This window comes from Algibacter mikhailovii (assembly GCF_014651495.1).
Classification (GTDB): domain Bacteria; phylum Bacteroidota; class Bacteroidia; order Flavobacteriales; family Flavobacteriaceae; genus Algibacter_E; species Algibacter_E mikhailovii.
The window spans coordinates 1-21571 of sequence record NZ_BMWZ01000010.1; the positions used below are offsets into that span (position 1 = coordinate 1).

General features: G+C 33.2%; 24 protein-coding genes. 22 read left to right on the forward strand and 2 right to left on the reverse strand.

Annotation, left to right across the window (positions count from 1 at the left end; genetic code table 11):
- Positions 1 to 163: 163 nt before the first annotated feature.
- The 6 genes from IE051_RS16805 (at position 164) to IE051_RS16830 (ending at position 5773) form a co-directional block, all read left to right on the forward strand.
- Entirely contained in the window at positions 164 to 1567 is a 1404-nt protein-coding gene (locus IE051_RS16805; RefSeq protein ID WP_189362579.1) for a high affinity choline transporter 1, read from the forward strand.
- A gap of 103 nt (positions 1568 to 1670) precedes the next feature.
- Positions 1671 to 2432 carry an alpha/beta fold hydrolase gene (locus tag IE051_RS16810; RefSeq protein ID WP_189362580.1) on the forward strand — a complete coding sequence of 254 codons (762 nt, stop codon included), beginning with the start codon at positions 1671 to 1673 and terminating at the stop codon, positions 2430 to 2432.
- A gap of 217 nt (positions 2433 to 2649) precedes the next feature.
- A complete protein-coding gene (locus IE051_RS16815) occupies positions 2650 to 4026 on the forward strand; it encodes an alpha-L-fucosidase (RefSeq protein ID WP_189362581.1) in 1377 nt (458 codons plus the stop codon).
- A 256-nt stretch (positions 4027 to 4282) separates the two neighbouring features.
- Positions 4283 to 4591, forward strand: coding sequence for a hypothetical protein (locus IE051_RS16820; protein ID WP_189362582.1), 309 nt, complete (start codon positions 4283 to 4285; stop codon positions 4589 to 4591).
- A 100-nt stretch (positions 4592 to 4691) separates the two neighbouring features.
- Complete coding sequence (locus IE051_RS16825; RefSeq protein ID WP_189362583.1) at positions 4692 to 5258, forward strand: Crp/Fnr family transcriptional regulator; 567 nt, start codon at positions 4692 to 4694, stop codon at positions 5256 to 5258.
- Between the two features lie 62 nt (positions 5259 to 5320).
- Positions 5321 to 5773, forward strand: coding sequence for a DoxX family protein (locus IE051_RS16830; RefSeq protein WP_189362584.1), 453 nt, complete (start codon positions 5321 to 5323; stop codon positions 5771 to 5773).
- Between the two features lie 77 nt (positions 5774 to 5850).
- Here IE051_RS16830 and IE051_RS16835 read toward each other — a convergent pair whose 3' ends face one another.
- Entirely contained in the window at positions 5851 to 6561 is a 711-nt protein-coding gene (locus IE051_RS16835) for a LytR/AlgR family response regulator transcription factor (protein ID WP_189362585.1), read from the reverse strand.
- Positions 6562 to 6591: 30 nt separating this feature from the next.
- On the reverse strand, positions 6592 to 7668 hold the full coding sequence (locus IE051_RS16840; RefSeq protein ID WP_189362586.1) for a sensor histidine kinase: 1077 nt from the start codon (positions 7666 to 7668) through the stop codon (positions 6592 to 6594).
- A 224-nt stretch (positions 7669 to 7892) separates the two neighbouring features.
- Between IE051_RS16840 and IE051_RS16845 the strand changes: the two genes are divergently transcribed.
- The 16 genes from IE051_RS16845 to IE051_RS16920 all read left to right on the forward strand — a co-directional run bounded on the left by IE051_RS16845 (position 7893) and on the right by IE051_RS16920 (position 21473).
- Complete coding sequence (locus tag IE051_RS16845; RefSeq protein ID WP_229796856.1) at positions 7893 to 8867, forward strand: hypothetical protein; 975 nt, start codon at positions 7893 to 7895, stop codon at positions 8865 to 8867.
- A gap of 683 nt (positions 8868 to 9550) precedes the next feature.
- A complete protein-coding gene (locus IE051_RS16850; protein ID WP_189362587.1) occupies positions 9551 to 10129 on the forward strand; it encodes a hypothetical protein in 579 nt (192 codons plus the stop codon).
- A gap of 226 nt (positions 10130 to 10355) precedes the next feature.
- Entirely contained in the window at positions 10356 to 10679 is a 324-nt protein-coding gene (locus IE051_RS16855) for an EthD family reductase (protein ID WP_229796857.1), read from the forward strand.
- A 219-nt stretch (positions 10680 to 10898) separates the two neighbouring features.
- Positions 10899 to 11345 (forward strand): YybH family protein, encoded by a 447-nt coding sequence (locus tag IE051_RS16860; RefSeq protein WP_189362588.1) that lies wholly within the window; start codon positions 10899 to 10901, stop codon positions 11343 to 11345.
- A 191-nt stretch (positions 11346 to 11536) separates the two neighbouring features.
- Positions 11537 to 12700 (forward strand): DUF3179 domain-containing (seleno)protein, encoded by a 1164-nt coding sequence (locus IE051_RS16865; protein WP_189362589.1) that lies wholly within the window; start codon positions 11537 to 11539, stop codon positions 12698 to 12700.
- A 162-nt stretch (positions 12701 to 12862) separates the two neighbouring features.
- Entirely contained in the window at positions 12863 to 13768 is a 906-nt protein-coding gene (locus IE051_RS16870; protein ID WP_189362590.1) for a TolB-like translocation protein, read from the forward strand.
- A 201-nt stretch (positions 13769 to 13969) separates the two neighbouring features.
- The gene (locus IE051_RS16875; protein ID WP_189362591.1) at positions 13970 to 14461 is read left to right on the forward strand and encodes an RNA polymerase sigma factor; all 492 of its coding nucleotides are present in this window, start codon (positions 13970 to 13972) and stop codon (positions 14459 to 14461) included.
- Complete coding sequence (locus IE051_RS16880; protein WP_189362592.1) at positions 14445 to 15101, forward strand: hypothetical protein; 657 nt, start codon at positions 14445 to 14447, stop codon at positions 15099 to 15101. Before IE051_RS16875 ends, IE051_RS16880 begins: the two co-directional genes overlap by 17 nt.
- A gap of 112 nt (positions 15102 to 15213) precedes the next feature.
- Positions 15214 to 15666 (forward strand): hypothetical protein, encoded by a 453-nt coding sequence (locus tag IE051_RS16885; RefSeq protein WP_189362593.1) that lies wholly within the window; start codon positions 15214 to 15216, stop codon positions 15664 to 15666.
- Between the two features lie 305 nt (positions 15667 to 15971).
- Positions 15972 to 16424, forward strand: a complete 453-nt coding sequence (locus IE051_RS16890; protein ID WP_189362594.1) for a VOC family protein — start codon at positions 15972 to 15974, stop codon at positions 16422 to 16424.
- 302 nt (positions 16425 to 16726) lie between these two features.
- Positions 16727 to 17050 (forward strand): DUF1801 domain-containing protein, encoded by a 324-nt coding sequence (locus tag IE051_RS16895; protein WP_189362595.1) that lies wholly within the window; start codon positions 16727 to 16729, stop codon positions 17048 to 17050.
- The gene (locus tag IE051_RS16900; RefSeq protein ID WP_189362596.1) at positions 17050 to 17772 is read left to right on the forward strand and encodes a DNA alkylation repair protein; all 723 of its coding nucleotides are present in this window, start codon (positions 17050 to 17052) and stop codon (positions 17770 to 17772) included. Before IE051_RS16895 ends, IE051_RS16900 begins: the two co-directional genes overlap by 1 nt.
- A 143-nt stretch (positions 17773 to 17915) precedes the next feature.
- On the forward strand, positions 17916 to 18788 hold the full coding sequence (locus tag IE051_RS16905; protein WP_189362597.1) for a tyrosine-protein phosphatase: 873 nt from the start codon (positions 17916 to 17918) through the stop codon (positions 18786 to 18788).
- A 296-nt stretch (positions 18789 to 19084) separates the two neighbouring features.
- Positions 19085 to 20035 (forward strand): SDR family oxidoreductase, encoded by a 951-nt coding sequence (locus IE051_RS16910; protein WP_189362598.1) that lies wholly within the window; start codon positions 19085 to 19087, stop codon positions 20033 to 20035.
- Positions 20036 to 20044: 9 nt separating this feature from the next.
- The gene (locus IE051_RS16915) at positions 20045 to 20956 is read left to right on the forward strand and encodes a helix-turn-helix domain-containing protein (protein ID WP_189362599.1); all 912 of its coding nucleotides are present in this window, start codon (positions 20045 to 20047) and stop codon (positions 20954 to 20956) included.
- Positions 20957 to 20960: 4 nt separating this feature from the next.
- Positions 20961 to 21473, forward strand: a complete 513-nt coding sequence (locus tag IE051_RS16920) for a hypothetical protein (protein ID WP_189362600.1) — start codon at positions 20961 to 20963, stop codon at positions 21471 to 21473.
- The last annotated feature ends 98 nt before the right edge of the window (positions 21474 to 21571 follow it).

Sequence of the window (21571 nt, forward strand, 5' to 3'; positions counted from 1 at the left end):
AATAAGATTACATTTATCTTTAGACTTCAAAACACCGAATATGGTATATAAATTATCAGCTTAATTTCAATTTTAACCTGTAGCCATATTTCAGGACGAGACATTGTAAGATCACTAATTAATCCAAAATTTACATATGGTAAACTTTTTCATAATATCTTACTTGATAAGTACTCTCGGAATTGGATTTTGGGCCTCGAAGAGAATTAAGACTTCTGGTGATTTTATACTTGCTGGAAAAAGTCTCTCAACTTCGCTTGTTGGAGTAACATTATTTGCAACTTGGTTTGGGAGTAGTCAAATTATGGGAAATCCTGGTTATTTTATTTTGGATGGATTTTCTTCATACATAACTTTAATCCTATCGGGAGGAATTTGTTTGTTTGTTGTTGGACAATTCTATGCACGAAAACTGTATAGAATGAATATTGTTACTATCAATGATTTTTTTAGAGTAAAGTATAATAAAAAACTTGAATTATTATCTTCATTAATAATGGTATTATCTTATCCGCATTGGATTGCTGCCCAATTTGTTGCTTTGGCTTATTTATTTAATACAGTAATGGGTATTCCCTTTAATTACGGTGTTTTTATAGGAGCCTCAATAGTGGTTTTTTACACCTATATTGGTGGTATGTGGGCTGTAGCTTATACAGACATGGTACAAAGTATCATGATTCTTTTAGGCTTATTCATACTTCTATTTGAAGTGTTAACTGAAACTAAAGGTATTGTGCCTATTTTTGCAAACCAATCAAAAGATTTTTTTGATTTAACACCTCATGGAGGCCTTGAAGAATGGTCAGCATATATTGCTCTTTTATTAGCTTTTATAGCTGGGGCTATACCTGTTCAAGAAATATATCAACGCGTGTTTTCTGCTAAGAATGAAAAATCCGCTAGAAATGGTCTTTTCCTAGGAGCCATTCTTATGATTCTTATTCCTAGCATTCCTCTAATAATTGGATTAGGAGGTGTTTACTTGCATCCCGAATTGTTGAACAATGGGAATAGTCAAGATATAATACCATCTTTGGTTAAAATAATGACAAGCATGCCAGTTCAAGTTCTTTTTTATGGTGCAATGATATCCGCGATTTTGAGTACTTCAAGTGGAGCTATGCTTGCGCCATCAACGATAATAGGAGAAAACCTAATTAAACCTTATGCAAAAAATCTTTCAGATAAACATTTACTCCTCTACACAAGACTAAGTGTGATTTTAGTAGCTGCTATATCTTGTTATTTTGCCTTTGATGATTCAGATATTGTTGGATTAGTTGAAGCCTCTTTAAGTCTTATTTTAGTTTGTCTTTTTGCACCTTTTACATTTGGTTTGTTCTGGAAAAAATCTTCAGTTATAGGAGCATGGTCAGCGATTTTAATTGGAGGTTTAAGTTGGTTGTTTTGTCATATATATAATACCAGAATTGACCCAACTATTTATGGTTTTGTAATTAGTTGTTTGAGCATATTAATTGGAAGTATCCTTTACCCCGATAAAATAAGCACTAAACAAAATAGTGAAAAACAAAAAACTGCAGCTAACAAGGGCTATAAGTAATTGCTTGTTATCGCCAACTTAGAAAGTTAAGTGCTAAGCCACGCAACTACTCAAAGCCTAGACGCTGCGTGTCACTTGACTGAATTAATAATGAAAAAAACTTATGAGGAATTCTTACAGAATATTTTTTATAGTATGCATTGCTGCTTTTTCGTATAGCACTGCACAATCACAATCTACCTCCAAATCTGTTTACCTTTTTACACATGGAATGTCGACAGGAGGATGGACAAATAAAAATATAGACTCACTACTTACAGCGACTGGTAACAATGTATACCGCCCAACGCTTACAGGACTTGGAGAACGAGTGCATTTAGCTTCATCTAATATTACTTTGAACACTCATATTTTAGATGTTGTAAATGTTATTCTTTACGAAAATTTGAATGATTTAGTCTTGGTTGGTCATAGTTATGGAGGTATGGTAGTTACAGGTGTAGCTGATAGCATTCCTGAAAGAATAAAGAAACTCATTTATATTGATGCTTTTCTACCCGAAGATGGCGAAAGTGTGATTTCTATTACTGGAACTCCAGTTGATTCATCATTAAAAATTGAAAAAGGTCTTTTCTATCACGATTGGATTTTTGCAGAACAAGATCCTCCTAAAGATGTACCACATCCTGTCTTAACATTTATAGATGATATTAGGCTCAATAACCCACAGAGGTTAGAAATTCCTACCACATATATTCTAACTGTAGAGAAAGGTAAAAACCCCGAAGATGATGACTTCTTTGTACATGCCGAGCGTGCACGAAAAAAGGGGTGGCCTGTCTTGCAGTTGGAGGCCGATCATACACCAGAACGTTCTGCTCCTGAAGAGCTTGTAAAGATGCTCCAAGAAATAGTAACGAACTAATCATATTTCTCTCTTTTGTTCTTTCTATTTAAATTTAGTGAAAGACAAACTTAAGACGTGCATAATTCATTGCGAGTTCTTGCCCACTTACGAAAGTCTTCGCGGACTTTCTATCTGTAATTTATTTGCTAACTTTAGTGTTTTAACACGCAATGAAATCATATACAAAACCTGTCAATTAGCATAAGGATAGTAGGCACTAATATTAATTTATTCAATGAAAAAAATAATTATTCTCACAACTTTATGTTTTATTTTTTTTGGTTCAAATGCTCAGCAGAAAAAGATTTGGAATGAAACTGAAGAAGAAAAAAAGGAGCGACTTGCATGGTGGACTAACGACCGTTTTGGGATGTTTATTCATTGGGGTACCTATTCATTAGCAGGGCGACATGAATGGGTAAAAAAAAAGGAGCGGATAGATAATGAAACCTACCAAAAATATTTTGATAATTTTAATCCCGACTTATACAACCCGCAAGAATGGGCAAAATTAGCCAAAGCTGCAGGTATGAAATATGCGGTAATTACGACTAAGCATCATGAAGGTTTTACGCTATTTGATTCTAAATACACCGATTACAAAATCACCAATACTCCTTATGGTAAAGATGCTATTAAAGAATGGGTAGAAGCATTTCGAGCAGAAGGACTGAAAATAGGATTTTATTATTCAATAATTGATTGGCATCATCCCGATTATACCATTGACAGGGTCCATCCCAAAAGTGTTGGGAGCCAAAAAGAATATGATAAGCTAAACAAAGACCGCGACATGTCTGTATACCGTGAGTATTTAAAGAACCAGGTTATAGAGATTTTAACTATTTATGGTAAAGTGGACATCCTATGGTTAGATTATTCTTTTCCTGGTGAATTTGGTAAGGGGAAAGATGATTGGGGATCAATCGAGCTCATAAAACTTGTTCGAAAACTTCAGCCTGAAATCATTGTGAATGATCGTCTTGATTTAAAAGAATATTGGGGAGGATGGGATTTTACTACGCCCGAACAGTTTAAAATAAAAGAATGGCCGACCCACAATGGAAAAAGAATTCCTTGGGAAACATGTCAAACATTCAGTGGCTCTTGGGGTTATTACAGGGATGAAATGACTTGGAAAAGCAACAAACAACTATTGGAATTGTTGATAGAATCAGTAAGTAAAGGAGGAAACCTTTTGTTAAATGTAGGACCAACAGGAAGAGGTGTCATTGATTATCGTGCAGAAAAAGCATTATATCAAATAGGAGATTGGATGAAATACAACTACAGATCTATTTATGGTTGTACGCAGGCTCCAAGTACATTTGAGATTCCCGATAACGGATTGTTGACTTATAATCCAACAACGAATAGACTTTATGTTCATTTGCTCAATTATCCGTTACAAAACTACACTCTTAAAGGAATGAAAGGCAAAATAAAATATGTGCAGTTTCTGCATGATGCATCGGAGGTTAAAATTGCATCTCCAAAAGGCCACTGGATAAAGCAGGAATTGGGAGAAGGAGATGTGAATTTAATCTTACCTGTTAATAAGCCCCCAGTTGAAATCCCAGTGATAGAGATTATCTTAAATTCGACAAATTAATCAACACAAAACATTTTGCATAAGTAATGGCAGGAAAAGTTTTAAATATCAAGGTTTGTAGCCAGCTCAAACTGCATAGCGGTTTGACAGGATAGAAGCCCGAAAACTGTGACTACTCATACAATTTGCCGTTAGGCAATTTTAAAAACAACATAACAATGAAAAAATTGGGTTACATTTTAAGTATAGTATTTGACTTTTATTTCTTACTATTATAAAAGGAGAATCTAAAATTTCAGACATAAACAATATTACTATGGAAGAGAAAAAGAAAGGAACAATAATGCAGATCGTTAAATTAAAAACGGAATTGTCTGAAGAAGAACTTCTAAAGGTAGCCAAAGAGCGAGAACCACAATTCAAGGCGATTTCTGGAATCGTTCAGAAATACTATGTTAAACTTGGAGCTCCTGGTGAATACGGAGGCGTATACATATGGGATTCAATGGAATCGTTGCAGGAGTTTAAAAAATCTGAACTTGCAGCTACAATTCCAAAAGCTTATAAAGTAGTCGAAACTCCATCAGTGGAAATTGTTAATATAATGTTTGAGTTAAGGGAATAAACACATGGCCTAACCTGTAAATAATTTAATTGCTTATTCCCCACTACTTCTAAAAACCCGGGCAACTATCCTACCGCCCTAACCAACAATAAAAAATCATATGGACGAAATTAGGAAGTATATTGATAATATATCCCCAATGACCGATTCTGATTGGACATTTTTCGCTTCGAAACTACAAAAAGTAGAGCTTGAGAAAAATACTATAATATTAGAAATTGGTAAAACTGAAAAGTATTTATCCTTTATTTCAAAAGGCGTCGTCCGACTTTATATTCCAAGAGTAGAATCTGATTTAACTTTTGGTTTTCTATTTGACAATGAATTTGTTACCGCCTATGACTCATTTTTAACCCAAAGTCCATCAGAATATCAAATTGAAACATTGACAGAAACAAGCTTGTGGAGAATTTCGAACAACGATTTACAAGAAGTGTATAACAGCACAAACAACGGCAATATTATTGGCAGGAAAATGGCTGAAAAAATGTTTCTAATAAAATCAAAAAGAGAACTTTCTTTATTAAATAGAAGCGCTGAAGAACGTTATTTAGACTTATTCTCTGACAGGCCAAACCTATTGCAACAAATTCCTTTGAAATATATTGCCTCCTATATTGGAATTACTCCTCAAGCATTGAGTAGAATACGAAAACGTATTAATTAACTTGGGTTCATTTAATTTATTTGTCCTTTTCTGACCTTTGTATTTCACAAATGCAGAAAAACATGAAACCTTTAATTATTCTTTTAGTAACCTTTATTATCGCTCTTTTTGCAATTAAGTTTATTAAAAAAGCATATGACTTTGCCTTATCTGCTAGAATAGCAATGGCAATAATGCTTGTATTTACGGCTATTGGACATTTTGTCTTTACAAAAGGAATGTCTATGATGATACCCGCATGCATTCCATTTAAAGAACAATTTGTTCACCTAACAGGAATCTTTGAGGTATTACTTGCCATAAGTCTTTTAATTCCTAAACTAAAGGTTATATCTGGATGGACATTAATTATTTTCCTTCTGCTCATGTTACCCGCAAATATTTATGCTTCTATAAATCATGTAAACTATCAAAAAGGAACGTTTGATGGGTATGGCATTACCTATTTATGGTTTCGAATCCCATTACAAATCCTATTTATTATATGGACTTATATGAGTACCATCCGATTTTAAGAGGCAAAGGTATTGGAAAAAAAACATAACGCACTTGGCCTTAGCCAAAATGACTTACCTCAAATATAAAGTATGGCTTAAGGATTTCTTAGAGTCTTATGCACATCCTTTTTATAACTAACGCCTATAGGAAGCTCTAATGCTCCTACTTCAACATCATGTGCTGTATAGGCAGTAACTTTATCAATATTAACAATATATGATCTATGAATTCGAAGAAAATTTTTCGGTAACTTTTGTTCAAAATCACTGATTTTATCCTTGGTTACTATAGTTTTTTCTTTAGTATGTATTTGTATATAGTCTTTTAAACTTTCAGCATAAACAATTTCTGAAAACAAAACTTTATGGTTTTTCTTATTTACATTGACATATATAAATTCTGATTTTTGATTGTTTTCTGAAACAACAGTTTCTAGTTTAGTATGGCTTTCAAGTGATTTAAAATATTTATTAATCGCTTTAAAAAAACGCTCGAATGAAATGGGTTTCAACAAATAATCTACCACATCCAATTCATAACTTTCAATAGCATATTCTCTATAGGCCGTTACAAAAATAACTTTAGGCGGATGACTCAAAGATTTTAAAAAATCAATTCCTGTTAACAACGGCATTTGAATATCTAAAAAAATCAAGTCTACAGATTTCGATTTCAGTACCTCAAAACCTTCCAATGCATTATTACAAGTCGCTATGATTTCTAAATTCGGAATTTTTGAAACATGTGCTTCTATTAATGCTATGGCAAGCGGTTCATCATCTATAATAATACATTTTATCTTCACTTTTTTGTTTTTAGTTTTTGCTTCTTAGGTCTATAAATTGATTTGTAGTTTTACATGGTATGAGGTTTCATCTTCTATAACTTCCATTCTATGCTTATTAGGATACAGTAATTGTAATTGACTATTTGTGTTTACAAGTCCAATGCCCTTTTTAAAATTCGTAAAATCTTTTTGAACATGCGTTGGTTTTGTATTAAATATAGAAAATAATAACTGCTTATTCTTAACGGTAATATCTATTCTTATCTCGGGAATAGTTACTGTTCCACTCGCTCCATGCTTAAATGCATTTTCAATAAGTGAAACCAAAATTAACGGCGCTATTTGAGTTTGAGGATCATCAATACTTTTATTAAAAAAGAGATCTAGCCTATTTCCATAACGCAACCGTTCCAAATCTATATAGTTTTGTATTAACTGAATTTCTTCAGCTACTGTAACACTCATGCCATTGCATTTGTACAACATATAGTCTAACATTTCTGATAGTTTTAGAACAACATCAGAAGCTTCGTCAGATTTTTGAAGCGTTAGTACATATAAATTATTTAAGGTGTTAAATAAAAAATGAGGATGAATCTGAGCCTTCATAAAATTCAACTCGGCAATTACCTTTTCCTTTTGCAATACTTCTAACCTGCTTTTTTCCTCAAAACGTTCTTTTATAAGTTTAACGCTTGCAAAAAGAAATACAGGTAAATACACTTTATAAAAAAAATCTTTATAAAGTCTTTTTAGATCGGTGGCAATTTCAAAAAATGATTCTTGCTTAAAGGGTTGTTCTCTGTATAATTCTTCTACTACATGAATTACTAAAACACGAGCCAGAACAGAGAAAACATAGGTTCCTATAAAAAAAAGAACGCCAAAAAGCACATACTTCTTCTTATATAAAAAACGGGGGTTTAAAAAATAGACAAGATAATACGAAGCTATTATTTGTGGAACTAATAAAATAACATTCCGGTTAAAGGATTCATAAATTGAATCATAACCATCTTTCATAGCCACTGTGTAACAAATCAATAAAACAATCCAAAATGTCACATGACGCAGCCAACGTTTCTGAAACATCTTATTGATAAACTGCGTAAAAGGATTATTCATACTTACAAAAGTACGTAATAACTATAGCGATGATTAAAAAATCGATGAGTTATAGTTTGTACACCCTTAATTGGCATTTACTGCGGATGAATTAAACATACCATATAGAATGAACGCTCTATAGCGCATAAACGCTGGTTCGTCGATATACCAAAATCACAACTTCTTTAATGCTGTTCTTTGTCACATCAAAAGAGATTCACTAACACATAAAATCAAAACTAATGAACACTAAATTATTAACTTTTATAACCATTGTTTGTATAGCATTTATCAATCATTCGTTTGCGCAAAAAGACACTGCAGAAACTATTACAATTAATGAGGGCTCAGGCTTTTTTAATATTAAAGGGGGAACAGGACATGAGACGGATACAATTACGGTATATTACTACAAGCCAAAAAATTTAACCTCCAAATCCAAAATTTTGATGGTCATTCCCGGAGCAGGAAGAAATGGTGATAGTTATCGCGATTCTTGGATTGAAGCCTCAGAAAAACATAATGTGCTAATACTTGCTCCCGCATATGCCGAAAAAAATTATTCTTATGCTAATTACCACTTGGGTGGATTAATAAAAGATTTGGACATGAGCAAAGGGGTAACTTTCAAAAAGAATTCGAACCAAGTCATAGTCGATGAAGACATCGTTAAATTTATACCAAATTCAGATTCTAGTCAATGGATTTTTCATGATTTTGATCGCATTTTTATGATCGCCAAAAGTGCTGTAAAATCTAAGCAACATAAATATGATATGTTTGGGCATTCGGCAGGCGGGCAAATTCTACATCGTTTTGCCTTGATTTATCCCAATTCAAAAGCAAACTGGATATTGGCTTCGAATGCTGGATCCTATACACTTCCCGATACAAGAACAGCTTATCCATTTGGCGTAAAAAGCACCGGGATAAACAACAAAAGTTTAAAAAAATCTTTCAAGAAAGATTTAGTGCTCTTTCTGGGCGAACTAGATAATGCCAATGAAAAGGGTGGTAAACTTCTAAGATCAAAAACCGCAGACAAACAGGGCACCCATAGATTAGAAAGAGGTACTTATTTTTACAAACAAAGTAAGGCTACAGCAGAAATGTTGGAAACTACATATAACTGGAAATTAGAAATTATTCCCGGCGTAGGCCACAATCAACGAAAAATGGCAAAAGCAGCAGCTGTTTATCTTTATGAGAACCATTAATTCTACGTAAAGGCACCTAAACAGTTTTCTTTAAACTCCTAATTAATCACTGCTTGCGTTTTTATTCAAGCAGTTATTACTTTTTATTATGTCAATTACCTCTGGAATGTTAGTAATAAAACCGCGCTTCTAATTGAATACAGAACGTTCTGCTTTATTATAACACTTAGCTAAGCAATGATATTTTTTTTAGAACGATTCGACAAAAATTACTTTCCGAAAATAAATTCAGTAAATATCTGCTTTATGCTATTGGAGAAATAATACTTGTTGTCATTGGTATTTTAATTGCGCTTCAGGTTAGCCATTGGAATGTTGAAAGAAAAAATGACTTTAAGGTAAAGATATTTTCAATGCAGCTGAATTTTTAGATCGTAAAGGCGCTTGAGATAAAAAAACAACAGGTAAAATCTTAGAAAATATTCATACTGATGCTAAACTAAAATACCTGCTTTCAGCTAAACTCCAAATTCTTCGATTCAAATATAAATCTCTAAAAAACCGTAACTACCAAACAGTTGAAGAACTAATTCATTACTTTGAAAATAGAAAGAAGTATTTTTTTTATTTCATTTAAAAACAAAAGGTTAACATTGTATCTTAAATGCTTTACAGGTATGTACTAGAAACAACTCATACACAAAACCAGTAGTAGGTAGTTAACAATAAAAAAGAAAAAAACGATGAAGCGATTAACTAATTTTATTGATAAGCATACCTCTGGAAAAAAAGTTTTAGGACTTTTTATTTTGACCAATAGTGTTTACATCATAATGCTGACTGTTACAATTCCAAAAACAATGGAATTTTCTAACGGAATGAAATTATTAGATATGATGCCTTCTGGATATGATTTGAATTATGTCAATGAATTATTCAGTACCCTAGGAGAAAATGGACGAGCAACTTATCTAACGAATCAAATTCCTATGGGTATGATTTACCCATTACTTTTCGGACTTTCTTACTGTTTGCTTTTGGGCTATTTCTTAAAAAAACTAAATAAACTTCATATCCCATATTTATATTTATGCATACTTCCATTAATTGCAGGAATTTCAGATTATTTGGAAAATACAGGAATAATTATAATGTTAAACCATTATCCTGACTTGACGGAAACTATGGTTAATACAAGCCATACATTTACAATTCTAAAAAGTATTTCAACAACTGTATTTTTTATTGCCTTGATAATCATCTTAATACTACTTGGTTTAAAGTTCTTAAAAAGCAATAAAAAAAGTGCTAACACCCCATAAAACGAATGCCTTGTGCAGGCCTAATGAATAAAATCCTGGCCAATTATATATTCGGTTTGTATTTGTAACATTAGGTGCTTAAACGTGCCACCAACCATACACAACCGTTTTGTTCCTTATCCCAGAAAAAGCCCTAATTAAATCGTTTCAAAGCTGTTTAGTCAAGATTGAATCATTAAAAGCCTTAACTTGTAGTTTGTAAATAACAAGCTAAATATAAAATAAGATGAAAAAAGGATTGATTAAAGTAACTGTAGTGTATCCAAACTCAGAAGGAAAAGAATTTGACATGGATTATTATTGCAATAAGCATATTCCATTGGTTGGTTCCTTATTAGGTGATGCCCTTAAAGGTGCAACAGTTGAAAAAGGAATCGGTGGTGGTGCACCTGGATCATCTGCTCCATATGCAGGAATGGGTAATATGTATTTCGATTCCGTAGAAACTTTTGAAAACGCTTTTGGCCCCAATGCCAATAAAATAATGGGAGATTTACCAAACTTCACTAACATTGAGCCTGTAATTCAAATAAGTGAGGTTATGATTTGATTTAGTACATCAATTACCGGCAATTGCATACACACGCAGACATAACACGGTTTGTATTAATTTTTTTGTTTTTTTAGTCCTCCAAAAAACGGACGGGTGCTCTCTGGCTCGATTGTTTTTATGAACTTAATTACAGACAACGGCACGAATCATGTACAAAAACTTTGTGGTAAATATGGGAGGACGTAACCCTGTAAAAATTACTAGCATCAATACCAAATGAAAAAAACAAAACACCTCTGCTTTGTAATACTCTGTATTCTCATTTTCCCAACGAAACTATTCTCTCAAACCGACAGAGATGAGATACAAGCGACTAGAAAGGCTTCAAATCTAGCCTATAAGTCATACAACAAAGCGGAAATACTTTCATTTTTAACAGATGATGTATTAATAACAGCCGGAAATGGAACATTACTTTCTGGAAAAAAAGCAATAAAACAATATTTTTCAAACCATACAGACAGTAAAATATACTACACAAGAACGGCTAAGGAAATTGTGGTAAATGAAAAAAGAGGTCTAGCTTGGGAAAGTGGAATATGGGATGGTTATAATCCCGAACAAGGAAGTGGTTCTATTATTTCTGGCAATTATTCAGCCATGTGGACTAAAGCCTCTGGCGTTTGGAAAATAAAATCTCAATTATTTGTAACCCTAGATTAATACTAAATCACAATGCCTTAGTAAGGGTGATAATTAATGACTAGGTCAGCCTACTAACAAAAATCCTAACGGATTTTCAATTCGGCTTGTATTTGCTAAATTAGGTACTTACAACGCGTAAAATAACAGACACAACACGCTGTGCTTCGTACCATGAACAACTTTACTTCAGCATACATTAAAAGAATAAGATGATATTATTTATATTTTATTTACTGGCAATTTTATCACTATTGATAGGAACCGCTGCTATTTACATGGCTTTAATAGAGACATTTCCCGTTAAGTGGTTATACTATCATTATTTTATTAGAAAACCGATAAATTGGACAATCCTTATAGTTATTTTACTATGGACTTTCTATATTTATCAACAAGAAAACCATTTCCCCCTATGGTCTCTAGTTCCAATTATTTTGACGAGCATTGCTGTTATATTAACATACAAAATGCATCAAGAAACGGCCTTTAAGGCCGTTGACTTCCCTATATTCACAAAAGATATTTCAATATTACCCATAAAGGATGAAATGCAATTGGCAATTATTGAATATGATGGAATCACAAAGTGCTATCCTTTGGATTATGTCATACATCATCACATTATCAATGATAAATTCAATTCAAGAATTGTTGCACTTACCTATTGTGCAATGTGTAGAAGCATAATACCTTTTGACGTTACTGAAATAGGACCTTTATTTGTCGGCTCTTTTAAAGATGCCAATATGATAGTTGCTGATAAAAAAACGAAAACATTTTTTCAGCAAGCTACATTTCAATCAATTATTGGAAAATTACACCCATACAATTTGACCATGATTCCATTTCAGATATTATCGTGGTCAGACGTCAAGAAATCAATCCTCAAACCACAAGTTGTTAATGTAACCAAGAAGGATTTTCGAGAATTTCAACTACCCATTCCCGGAATCTGGAAAAAAATAGTTGCCACTGAAAACACTCCAGGACTATCCTCAAAAAATAGAGATAAGACCTTCCCTTCTCGGACTCACGTTATTGGTCTCATTGATGAATCCATAAAGAAAAAAATTGTCTATTTAAAAAAAGAAGTGATTTCAAACGAAGTAGTATTAAATAAAGAACACAATGTCTTTCTTATTGGAATTGCTGATACTGTCAACGGATTTAAAAATTCGGTTAATAATTTCGTATTGAATGTTACATTAGACAATGCTGAAATACTGGATTTGAATAGTCAAACACGATGGAACATGCGTGGCAAATACATTAAAGGAAAGCTAAACACAAATTTAGAACCAATTGCAATATCAGATGAGTACTGGTTTTCGTGGAAAAAATTCCATAGAGATTCTAAATTAATTAGGTTATAAAAAGTACGAATACACAATAACGTTTACAAAAAGTAGCGGTTAATGACTTAAACGAAAATGAATTTTATACATTTAAGGCTAGTTATAAGCTGAAAAAGTAGTTTCTAAAATCCGTTACCTTATGATACAAAATCGTTGGTAAGAATTAAAACAAATTAAATATTGAGAAATAATAGCCTTAAAATTTCAATACTTGTATTGCTCGTATTTTTCAATGCTTGCAAAACTGAGAAATCCAACAGAGAAGATCACAAGAATTCTTCAGAAAACAGTCCTTATCTTGGTCAAAATCCACCTGGATCAATACCTGAACCTTTTGCCCCGGGATTAGTCACCACATTAAATTGGGAGAATGATGGCGTTTTTACACCAGACCTAAAGGAGTTTTATTTCCTAAGAGAGGTTGGAGCAACAGAGCATGATAAAAAAATGGAATTTGTGGTCTTGCAGTATAAAGACAACGAGTGGCAAGATTCTATTATCTCGGCACGAGTAGGACAACCCTTTATATCATCTGATGGCAAGATAATGCACTTAGGAAAAAAATATAAAGAGCGCTTGACCAATGGAGCATGGTCTGAAATAAAACCACTAGATTCTAGTTTATATAAGATTCCCATAATGCGACTTACCGCTTCGGCGAAGGGAACGTATGTCTTTGATGCTATGGGTGAAGGTGTACTCAGGTATTCTAGAATAATTAATGGAAAAAGAGAAAAACCCGTGCTTTTTGATAAAAACATCAATTCTGGCACAGCCAATGCGCATCCCTTTATTGCACCGGACGAATCCTATATGCTTTGGGATAGTAGACGAGATAACGGCTATGGCAACGCTGATATCTATGTTAGTTTTCGGCAAAAAGATGGCTCTTGGAGTCAAGCTATGAATCTGGGCGATAAGGTAAACACAGCGGCATCTGAATACGGCGCAAGTGTAACACCAGATGGAAAATATCTTTTCTTCAATAGAAATGTAGGCAAAGTAAACCCAACAGATAAATATGAGAATACAGATATATTTTGGGTAGACGCGCAAGTCATTTATAGCTTAAGACTTGAACAATAAAAACACAGCTACGGCCAAAACATGTTATCCGTTACGATGTTTACAGTGACAATACAAAATATTAAAGCGTACAATTAGGCCACTACGCATGCATTTATCCGAAGGGTATCATTTATCTGCATAGCACATTCTTTTTTATAATTATGTCATTTGCCTGTAATAATTTATACTTTATACCACTAACTACAAAAAAGGACACTATTGAGTAGCGATTTTTACAAAACATCCATTTTGCCGTTTGCCGGAATAATCATCAAATTATGTCGAGCTTATACCAACTCGCAAGAAGATTTTGAAGATTATTATCAAGAAGTGTGTTTACAAATTTGGCGGAGTAAAGACAACTTTCGTGAAGAATCGCAATGGAGCACTTGGGTATACAGAATTTCACTAAATGTTTGTCTAACCTTACTTAAGAAAAAGAAAAACAATGTTCAACATTTTGTATCTGATTCAGTAACTACCGAAGAAACCGAAGACAACTTTGCATTTTCAGACGAATCTCTAAATGTATTATACGATGCTATTAGAGAACTTTCAGAAATAGATAGAGCCGTTATCATGCTTTATTTAGAAGAAAAATCACAAAAGGAAATTGCTGAAATTATAGGAACGAACCCTAATAATATTGGAGTACGTGTGAAAAGAATTAAAACAAGATTAAAAAAAATATTAGATGGAAAAATCAATTGAAAATATATGGAAAGAAGGTTTTCTTAAGAGTGATGCATTGGTAGCTCCAAAAATAAACAACCTTTACAACCAAAAGTCAATTCATATTATTGATAAATTCAAACGCATGTTTAAAATAAATTTGATTGCCATTGTTGCATTCTCATTTGCCTTTTTAATCGTCTCTTTCTTAATAGGAATTCCAATAACGGGCATCATATTTTTTGCCACCCTTTCAGTGCTTGTTTTTATAAATAAGCAACTATTAAACGATTTAGAAAAAATTGACCTAGGCATAAGCAGTTATCAATACCTGAAAGCATTTAGCCAATGGATAAACAAACAAATATCTATTAATAAGAAAGTTTCGAGATTTTTATACCCCATCATTTTTATATCCATGATTTTAGGTTTTTGGTTTAAAGATGCAGAAGGCATGCCTTTGGGAGAAAAACTTGTAGGTGAAATTCTTGTTGGTTTTCCTGATGTCTATTTGATCTTTGGAGTGCCACTTATAGGAATCGTAATTGTATTATTAATCTTGGCTTTACTGGCGTTTTTTGGTGGTAGAATTTACACCTGGGATTTAAACATAGTTTATGGAAGGCTATTCAAAAAGCTAGAAGAAATGATGACTGATATAGAAAGTTTAAGAAATTAAACATATCTAAATAGGCCGTTACAACAACATTTTTTAAAAAAATTAAAGAAAAACAGTTTTTAAGTGTAATATTTTGGGTTGGCAGCCACTAACCAAGAAAACAGTAAAAATTATGACACTAAAAAATGCAATTAACCTCTTTGAAAGCTATGTAAATGAGACGAGTAAGACTTCTGAAATTAAGATATATCGTGAATTTATCGAAATTATAAAGAGCTTAGAAATGAAAGATTTGTCTAAAAATGACATTCAATCTATAGAAAATGAATTAGAAAATTTAAATTTAAAATCAAACTTTGCGAACAGAAAAAAACACTTCAGTAAGGCTATCAGTAATTTTAAAACATATTTAAAAGACACCTTTTCCTTAACGACCAAAGGGCATTATACAACTTTTTATGGCGGATTAGGATTAGTATTTGGTTTGCTATTTGGGGTTGCCATTTTATCTAGCCTAGAACGCTCATTAGGCATTTCTCTTGGTTTAATTGGTGGTATGGTAATTGGTTCAATTATGGGCCGCAGCAAAGATGCACAAGCCAGAGCTGCAGGAAAAATGCTTTAATTAGTATACGGATTACACCATAAACATCAACCTAAATATAAAGCCAACCACAAAACCGCATATAACAAATAGCAGATAAGAGCTAAATTCTAAGTTTGGTTCTTTTCTGCTATCTTTGTTTTTAAACTAAGCTTATAGTTCATATAATACTACCTATTTTCATTGTAAATACGGTGGGCGACATTCAATTCAAGTATTCTAAATAAACAGATAAAAGTTGATTTGAACTTGTAACAGCATTGGATTTAATACTGTCAACTTTTAAACCGTAATTATTATGTTTCAGTAACTAAAAATCAACAATCATGAAAAACGTCATAATAATCTTAACCATTTGTTTCGGTTCAATCGCTTCAATGGCTCAAAATTTTAACACGGAACTTGAGCATATTAGTATCATAGTTAAAGATGTTGAAAAAAGTGCAGCCTTTTATAAAAACATTCTACACCTTAAGGAGCTGCCAACACCATGGGGAGAAAACACACCTCTCCCTGCAGTTTTTTTTGATCTTGGCAATAAGCGTGAACTTCACGTTACCGAATATAATTCTGAAATAAAACTACACAAGTTTATCCATTTGGCATTTGCCATAAATGATTTTGACGCCTACTTGCAATTTTTAAATAAAATTGGCATTTCATATGGAGAATTCTCAGATAAAAACATGAAATTCCAAACAAGAATAGATGGCGTCAGACAGATTTATTTTCAAGACCCTGACGGATACTGGATTGAGGTAAATGATGCAAAACATTGATATTCTATTTCAAGAAATTAAATTAAACTATCGCGGTGAACTAAGCATACAAATACTATGAAATTAAAACTGCCCTATTTTGAAATAAGGCTATCTATTTGAAACATTAAGCACAAAAATGACAAGTTAAAATAAAAAGATTCATGACTAATGTATTCGAACATATAAGAGAACATGGACCCTACAAAAAATTTACCATAGATGAATTATTGTTTGTGGAATTTAAATGCGTGTCTACAATAAAGTTTGGTAATCTTAAAAAAATCATTAGCAACATTTTGATCCTTAGACAAAACAACTAAATGCAATACGACAAAGATTTACAATCAGAGTATAAGGCATTGTTTCTGGAAGCCCGATCATTTTTACCATCGTTTGATGGTATTTTAGAAACAAAAAAAGAACGAATCACAACGTATTCTAACGAAAAAGGCGGCATATGTCATATAAGGACTATGTCCTACGGCATTGATTTTGGCCTTTTGAAAGGTGCCAAAATGGAAGACAAATTGAGTCTATTAACGGGTAAAGGAAAAGCAATACGGGTACTGCCTCAAAAAAAGTTAGATAAAAAAGTTGTTGAATATGACATCAAACAAGCCATAGAAATTAACTCAAAAAAGTAGTGATTTATAATGAAGTCATAGCTTGTCTTTATGATTTGAGAGATGCGGATAAAGTAGCTCTGAAAGCGAAAAAATTTGGCGTAGTCGGAAATAATGCTTTGGGTATTTATCATAAAGAACTAAAAATGATCGCCAAAGACACCGGGTTTGACAAGGAACTTGCCATTCAACTCTTTGACAGTGGCATTTATGAAGGACGTTTGCTTTGTAGTAAAATGATAAAACCAGAAGATGTGACAGAAGCCTTAATGGAAAAGTGGGTAAAGACATTCGAAAACTGGGAGATTTGCGATAGCTTTTCTATGGGACTTTTCTCCAAAAGTGAATTTGCACTTGTCAAAATATTTGAATGGACTAAAAGAAAACCTGAATTTGAAAAGAGAGCAGGTTTTACAATTATGGCTTCCTACAGCATGGCAGACAAAAACTCAGGTAATGACTTATTTGAACAGTTTTTCCCTATAATCACGCGAGAAGCTAATGACGACAGATTATATGTAAAAAAAGCTGTAAACTGGGCTTTGAGAAATATTGGAAAACGCAATATTGACCTGAATAAAAAAGCGATAGAAGTTGCACAGGACCTATTGGAATTTCAAAGTTCATCGGCCAAATGGATCGCAAAAAATGCGCTCAATGAACTGCAAAAAGAGCATGTAAGAATGTCTGATTACCCGAGAGCGATATATAGAAACCCTTTGGCTAACACCGGGCATAGGTAAAGACTGTTTAAGTATTATAACAAGACCATAGCCATGTATTAAAGTTCATCACAAAACCAATAGGTTCTTGAACAGAAATCTATGACTACGCATATAAAAACCATTGTCAATCCTAAAATAGGCATTGTCATAAAATTAATATCATGAGAAAACTAGTTCTAGTAGGTATTGCTATTTCCACTTTTATAGGATGCAATAATCCTAAAAATAGCGCCAAACAAGACGATTTTAATAGGACAATAGCACTTGAGGGTCAAGACAACTTTCGAGATCCGGGCAACTATAAAACCAGTGAGGGGAAAACAGTACAGCAAAGAAAAATATATCGATCAGGAACGTTATCTCAAATATCCGAAGAAGATAAAGCGATCATTCAACAATTGGGAATTAAAACAGTAATAAATTTTCTAACGCAAGAGGAAATATCAAAACGTGGAGCAGATAACCTACCTGATAATATAAAGTCGGTGTATTTACCTATTTCAGGTGATAATGACGAAGCGGCAATAGTCCTACAAGCAAGACAAACCGGAGATTTTTCTAAAGTACCTATTGAATTGAATTATAATATTCATAAACTATTACCCGAGGTTGGGAAAGACTCTTATTATGGATTGTTTCAACTGCTTACAGATGCATCCAATTATCCCGTTCTATTCCATTGTTCACATGGCGTGCACAGAACAGGTACAGCCTCGGCTTTATTACTTAGCGCATTGGATGTGCCATGGCCAACTATTGAATCTGATTATTTATTGTCAAACGAATGCAGACAACATGAAAGTCAAATGCGTATAAATCAACTTGATTCTGTAGCAAGATACAATCTGGATATTATAGATTTTAAGGAAAACAGAAAAAACATTGAAGCTTTTTACATATTACAGCCTGAATATATTTTAGGAACGAAAAAGCATATTGAAGAAACATATGGTTCTTTTGCTAAATATTTTGAACACCTGGGAATATCAGAGCAAGATATACTAGCGATACAGCTAAATTTAATTCAAAAGTAAAAACCTAGGGCAACACAGTAAAGTGTAATTTGTAAATTGAAAACGATGAAACCTATTAGAGTCATTTTATTTCTGTTAATTACTCTAAATCTTTATTTCGCTCCACATAACAAACCGGTACCTGATTTGGCACATGTTCATAATGGCAAGCTGGAAGCCCTTATTTTAGATGTTTGGTTTACACATTTTCATAAATCTACCAAAAAGTATACGACATTTGAAAATGCGTATAAGAAAACAAGACCTCTACTCCCCGACCTTTGCGATATATTTTTTAAACTTAAAAACAGGTAACAATGAATTCAAATCAATTTGGCAAAAGAGGTTGGACACCCGATAGAATAGAACCTTTGAATGGAAAAATATTTGTTGTAACAGGTACCACAAGCGGAACAGGTTTTGAAGCAACAAAAATATTGCTATCCAAAGGGGCCAAAGTGGTCATGCTTAATAGAAACAAAAAAAAAGCTGAACACACCATTCATATTTTAAAACAAGAGCTTGGTAACCAAATCGAGGTATTAGCTATAAACATGGATTTAGCCGACCAAGTTTCTGTAAAAAAAGCGGCTGAAGACGTATTAAAAGTTGTTCCTAAAATTGATGCCTTAATCTGCAATGCTGCCATAGCGCAAGTCCCTCAACAAAAGCTCACAGTAGATGGTTGGGAAAGTCAAATGGGAACCAATTATTATGGCAATTGGACATTACAAGCATTATTGTACCCACTGATAGAAAAATCAAAAGGACGTATTGTAACCGTCGGAAGTTTAGGATATGATATGGGTATTAAAACTATAAAATTTGATGACTTGAATTGGGATAAAGATTACAGCCCTAATGACGCCTACAGTCAAAGTAAACTTGCCCAGATAATGTCGATATACGAATTGCAAAATAGACTAAAAAAAGCAGGAAAAAATAATGTTAAGGCGTACGCCTGTCATCCTGGCTCTTCAAGAACCAACTTGATAAATACCAGTGGTAGTTTTATGATGAAATTCATCTTTAACTTGATGAAATTATCCCCATTGACACAATCAGCTGAGAAAGGTGCTTATCCGCAATTAATGTGTGCCACAGAACCAGATTTAGACCAAAGTGGATTTTATGGTCCCACAGGAAGAAGCAATTGGGTAGGTCCTGTAGGTGCACATGAAATAAAACCACATGCTAAAAATAAAACAACAGCTAAAAGGCTATGGGAGCTATCAGAAAAAGAAACCGGTGTAACATGGAATTTTTAAATTTGTAGTATGCAACATTTTAAAACACTTTCATCCTATTTAGATTATTTAAAATTGCCTAGACCAGAGCATCCCATGCTGAGCGTGTTCAATTCAAAAGGTGATGGCTACCTACCTTGCCCACGAGAAAGTTCACCTCCAATTACCAATGATTGCTATACTATTAGTTTTAAAAAGTATGTAAAGGGAGATTTAAATTACGGACGAACCACATACGATTTTACTAATGGCGCTTTGATATTCATATCACCAAGACAAGTATTACAATGGGATAATAGTGTGGTTTTTGAGCAAAAAGGGTTTTCTATAAACTTTCACGAAGATTTTTTAAAAGGGACGGATTTGGGTTTGCAAATAAAAAAATATGGTTTCTTTTCTTATTCGGTAAATGAGGCCTTACATCTTTCGCCAAAAGAAGAAAAGCAGATAGAATCTATTGTTGAAAATATTGAAATAGAGTATCAAAACAACCAAGATGTCTTTAGTAAAGACATTATCATTTCTCAATTGGACACGTTACTAAAATATGCACATCGTTTTTATGACCGACAGTTTCTAAACAGAAAGGACCTATCTAATGATTTACTAGAGCAATTTAATAAGCAGGTATACCAATATTTTGAATCAGGACAATTGCAAGAAAAAGGTATGCCAAACATAGCACAGATAGCCAATGAAATGGGAGTTTCACAGCGTTACTTGAGTGATACCCTAAAAAAAGAAACAGGTAAAACCACCACCGAACATTTGCATTTACAGCTCATAGAAGAAGCAAAGCATATTTTATTACAACCAAATAAGAGTATTTCTGAAGTGGCTTATGAATTAGGATTCGAATATCCGCAGTATTTTTCAAGATTATTCAAAAAGAAACAAGGCATAAGTCCAACGGAGTACAGAGCGCTATATAAAATGAATTAAAACTATGGAAATTTTAAAGACAGCAACAGATTGGGCCAAAGCCGAACTTTTTTCAACCCCATTTTTCATGCTCTTCGGACTCGTATTTATGGCTGCTAGTTTTGGGTTTTGGCAGTTAGGCAAAACGGAAATGGCAAGAGCATACATAATTCCAACCTTGGTAGCAGGTCTTTTACTTGTAACTATTGGACTTGGATTATTTTTCACTAATAAGTCAAGAATAACACAATTTGAAACGGCTTACAATACCGATGCCTATGCATTCGTTGAATCAGAAATCACTCGTGCCGAAGCCACGCTCAAAGAATATAAAACCATCGTTTTTAAAGTTATTCCTGTTATAATCATTGTAGCCGCTTTGTTAATTGTTTTTATTAATACACCAACTTGGCGTGCAATCAGTATTACAACGATTGCTATGATGATTGTGATTTTATTAATAGATGGCACGGCCCATGCCAGAATGGCCCCCTACTATAATGAATTAAAAGCGGTGAATATTAAAAATAAAAACTAATGAGGCAACAAGTTATAAAAGCTATGTAATGTAAAACATGATCTGTGAATAGAACCCAGCAGTTATCATGTGGTATTCAGCAGCGCACTAAATTAGAA

Excerpts from the sequence above, each read along its gene's own strand:
- IE051_RS16810 (WP_189362580.1), top strand. The coding sequence starts at position 1,671 with ATGAGGAATTCTTACAGAATATTTTTTATAGTATGCATTGCTGCTTTT.
- IE051_RS16815 (WP_189362581.1), top strand. The coding sequence starts at position 2,650 with ATGAAAAAAATAATTATTCTCACAACTTTATGTTTTATTTTTTTTGGT.
- IE051_RS16820 (WP_189362582.1), top strand. The coding sequence starts at position 4,283 with ATGGAAGAGAAAAAGAAAGGAACAATAATGCAGATCGTTAAATTAAAA.
- IE051_RS16825 (WP_189362583.1), top strand. The coding sequence starts at position 4,692 with ATGGACGAAATTAGGAAGTATATTGATAATATATCCCCAATGACCGAT.
- IE051_RS16830 (WP_189362584.1), top strand. The coding sequence starts at position 5,321 with ATGAAACCTTTAATTATTCTTTTAGTAACCTTTATTATCGCTCTTTTT.
- IE051_RS16840 (WP_189362586.1), bottom strand. The coding sequence starts at position 7,668 with ATGAATAATCCTTTTACGCAGTTTATCAATAAGATGTTTCAGAAACGT.
- IE051_RS16845 (WP_229796856.1), top strand. The coding sequence starts at position 7,893 with ATGAACACTAAATTATTAACTTTTATAACCATTGTTTGTATAGCATTT.
- IE051_RS16850 (WP_189362587.1), top strand. The coding sequence starts at position 9,551 with ATGAAGCGATTAACTAATTTTATTGATAAGCATACCTCTGGAAAAAAA.
- IE051_RS16855 (WP_229796857.1), top strand. The coding sequence starts at position 10,356 with ATGAAAAAAGGATTGATTAAAGTAACTGTAGTGTATCCAAACTCAGAA.
- IE051_RS16860 (WP_189362588.1), top strand. The coding sequence starts at position 10,899 with ATGAAAAAAACAAAACACCTCTGCTTTGTAATACTCTGTATTCTCATT.
- IE051_RS16865 (WP_189362589.1), top strand. The coding sequence starts at position 11,537 with ATGATATTATTTATATTTTATTTACTGGCAATTTTATCACTATTGATA.
- IE051_RS16880 (WP_189362592.1), top strand. The coding sequence starts at position 14,445 with ATGGAAAAATCAATTGAAAATATATGGAAAGAAGGTTTTCTTAAGAGT.
- IE051_RS16885 (WP_189362593.1), top strand. The coding sequence starts at position 15,214 with ATGACACTAAAAAATGCAATTAACCTCTTTGAAAGCTATGTAAATGAG.
- IE051_RS16890 (WP_189362594.1), top strand. The coding sequence starts at position 15,972 with ATGAAAAACGTCATAATAATCTTAACCATTTGTTTCGGTTCAATCGCT.
- IE051_RS16895 (WP_189362595.1), top strand. The coding sequence starts at position 16,727 with ATGCAATACGACAAAGATTTACAATCAGAGTATAAGGCATTGTTTCTG.
- IE051_RS16905 (WP_189362597.1), top strand. The coding sequence starts at position 17,916 with ATGAGAAAACTAGTTCTAGTAGGTATTGCTATTTCCACTTTTATAGGA.
- IE051_RS16910 (WP_189362598.1), top strand. The coding sequence starts at position 19,085 with ATGAATTCAAATCAATTTGGCAAAAGAGGTTGGACACCCGATAGAATA.
- IE051_RS16915 (WP_189362599.1), top strand. The coding sequence starts at position 20,045 with ATGCAACATTTTAAAACACTTTCATCCTATTTAGATTATTTAAAATTG.
- IE051_RS16920 (WP_189362600.1), top strand. The coding sequence starts at position 20,961 with ATGGAAATTTTAAAGACAGCAACAGATTGGGCCAAAGCCGAACTTTTT.